Annotated in this window: 1 protein-coding gene and 1 pseudogene; both read right to left on the reverse strand. The window is 70.9% G+C overall.

Annotated elements, in window-relative coordinates; genetic code table 11:
* Positions 1 to 1,079, reverse strand: a pseudogene (locus ACFTZL_RS44250) (alpha-mannosidase); the annotation flags it as partial.
* A gap of 72 nt (positions 1,080 to 1,151) precedes the next feature.
* Positions 1,152 to 2,151: 6-phospho-beta-glucosidase (locus ACFTZL_RS44255; RefSeq protein WP_382596122.1), on the reverse strand; the 1,000-nt coding region annotated here is incomplete at its 5' end.

Consider the following 2,151-nt stretch of genomic DNA (forward strand, 5'->3'; position numbering starts at 1 on the left):
ATGAAGAACCGCTTGCCGTGGATGAACTGGCGGGCGACGGCCTCGCCGCCGGGCAGGTTGCCGTCGGACTCGACCCACATGCCGCCGACCGGCGCCCACTGGCCGTTCTTGACCGACTCCTGGATGCGGGCCCAGACCTTGGGGTAGTTGTCGCGGACCCACTCGTACTGCTGGGCCTGGGAGCAGGCGAAGATGAAGTCGTCGTACTCGTCGGCCAGGGACGTGACGTTCGAGAACGTGCGGGACGTCTTGCGCTTGGTCTCGCGGATCGGCCAGAGCCAGGCGGAGTCGATGTGGGCGTGGCCGACGCCGGAGACGGTGTGCGCGCTGGCGTGCGCGGGGCGGGCGAGGACCGGCTGGAGCGCCGCGCGGACGGCGGGTGCGGAGCCGGAGACGTCGTCCAGGTCGAGCAGGTCCATCGCCCGGTCGAGCGCGTGGGCGATCTCGTGCCGGCGCGGGTCGTGCTCGCCCAGCTCCAGCATCAGCTCGCGCAGCACCTGGACGTCGAGGTCGAGGTGCCAGACCTCCTCGTCGAGGATCGCGATGTCGGCACTGCGGAAGGTGTAGAGCGGCTTGTCGCCCGCGGTGAGCTTGTCGCCGAGCGGGGTGATCTTCGAGAAGTTGTCCGCCAGGATGTCCGGGTTGGAGGCGGCCTCGACCAGGTAGTCGACCGTCTCCCCGCCCGTCGCCGGGTTGGCGATCGCCACGTACTGGTTGAGCGGGTTGACGGCCTTCAGCGGGGTGCCGTCCGTGAGGTGCACCAGGGCCTCGGCCTGGTTGCCGGGCCAGTCGCCCACGAAGCCGAGGTCGATGACGGCCTCGACGCGCTTGCCGGCCCACTCGGCGGGCACCTCACCGCGCATGCGGAACCAGGTGGTGCCCCAGGGCGGGCCCCACGGGGTGCCCATCGCGAACGGCTCGTACGGGGCGGCGGCGGCCTCCTCGAACGGGACCGGCTCCCCCGGCGCCTGCCAGGCCTCCACCTCGAAGGGGACGGTGGCCGCGTAGACCGCGGCCTTGATGCGCTGGTCGTGAAGGCGCTGGACGCGCTCTTCGATCCGGCGGCTTTCGTCATGCATGAGATGTCTCCAGGAAGCGGAACGAGCGAGCAGGCGGGAAGCGGCGGGGGGAAAGCGCTTACCGGACGGCGTTCACCTAAGGTACGCCAGCTCGGGGTGGACCTCGGTGTAGCCCTCGACCAGCCGGCGGGCCACATTGACGGAGTCGACGAGCGGGTGCAGCGCGAAGGCCTTCACCGCCGTCGCCTGCGAGCCGGAGTCGGCGGCGGACAGCACCTCGCGCTCGACGGCCTTGACCGCGCAGACCAGTCCGGTGGCGTGGTCGGGCAGCGGTTCGACGGTGACGGGGTGGGCGCCGTTGGCGTCGACGAGGCAGGGGACCTCGATGACGGCGTCGGTGTCCAGGACCGACAGGGTGCGCCGGTTGCGGACGTTGAGGATCAGGGTCGTGCGCTCGTCCCGGGCGATGGCCCGCATCAGGGCGAGGGCCACCTTCTCGTAGCCGCCGGACAGATCGTCCTCGTCGCGTTCGCCGGCGCCCGCCGTCTCACGGTTCTCGGCCATGTAGGTGGCCTCGCGTTCGGCGCGGGTGTCGTCCCAGACCTTCAGGGCGGGGGCGTCCGGGTTCTTCATCTCGGCGTAGAAGCGGGCCTGCTGGTCGTGCAGGAAGGCACCGCGGGTCTTGTCGGCCTGCTGGTAAGCCCGTACGGCTTCCCGGTTGTAGTAGTAGTAGTGCAGGTATTCGTTGGGGATCGCGCCGAGGGACCGGAGCCAGTCGACGCCGAAGAGCTTGCCTTCTTCGAAGGAGCCGAGCAGGTCGGGGTCGTCGAGCAGCCGCGGCAGTTCGTCGCGGCCGGCGACGTGCAGGCCGCGCACCCAGCCGAGGTGGTTGAGACCGACGTAGTCGATCCAGGCTTCCTTGGGGTTCGCGCCGAGCACGCGGGCGATGCGGCGGCCGAGGCCGACCGGGGAGTCGCAGATGCCGATGACGCGGTCGCCGAGGTGGCGGGACATGGCCTCGGTGACCAGGCCGGCCGGGTTGGTGAAGTTGATGACCCAGGCCTCGGGCGCGAGCCGGGCCACCCGCTGCGCGATGTCGACGGCGACCGGGACCGTGCGCAGGCCGTAGGCG

It is taken from the genome of Streptomyces sp. NPDC056948, assembly GCF_042674225.1.
Lineage (GTDB): Bacteria > Actinomycetota > Actinomycetes > Streptomycetales > Streptomycetaceae > Streptomyces > Streptomyces purpurascens.